The 487-nt window shown below is 62.0% G+C and carries 1 protein-coding gene; it reads left to right on the top strand.

Annotated elements, in window-relative coordinates; translation table 11 throughout:
- The coding region (locus CEY15_RS17930; protein ID WP_176475197.1) for an oxidoreductase C-terminal domain-containing protein at nt 1-487 on the top strand (487 nt) is incomplete at both ends.

The raw sequence follows: 487 nt of genomic DNA, 5'->3' as shown, positions 1-487 counted from the left end.
ACTGGCGAGTCGATCCCGGCTGATCTGGTCATCGTGGGCATCGGTGTTGAACCGAGAACAGAACTCGCCGACGCTGCGGGTCTCGTGGTCGACAACGGCATCGTGATCGACGACCATGCCCGGACCGAGGACCCCGACATCGTGGCCGCCGGAGATTGCACAAGCCATGACATCGCCCGTTACGGCTGCCGTATACGCATGGAGTCCGTGTCGAGTGCGGGGGAGCAGGCCAAGGTCGCCGCCTCGACCGTCTGCGGAAAATCTAGGAAGATCGAGGCGCTTCCCTGGTTCTGGTCAGATCAATACGATCTCAAGCTGCAGATCGCCGGTCTCAACACCGGTTACGACGAAGTCGTCCTCAGCGGTGACCCCACCCGGGACCGCGACTTCAGCTGCTTCTACCTCCGTGGTGGCGAGCTCCTTGCTGCAGACTGCATCAACCGCCCCCGCGATTTCATGTTCAGCAAGCGAGCCATCACCCAGCAGC

The sequence above is a fragment of the Dietzia natronolimnaea genome (genome assembly GCF_002289575.1).
GTDB classification, from domain to species: Bacteria; Actinomycetota; Actinomycetes; order Mycobacteriales; family Mycobacteriaceae; genus Dietzia; species Dietzia natronolimnaea_A.
Note: the sequence above shows the minus strand (reverse complement) of the source record. Positions and strands in the feature narration are given on the sequence as shown.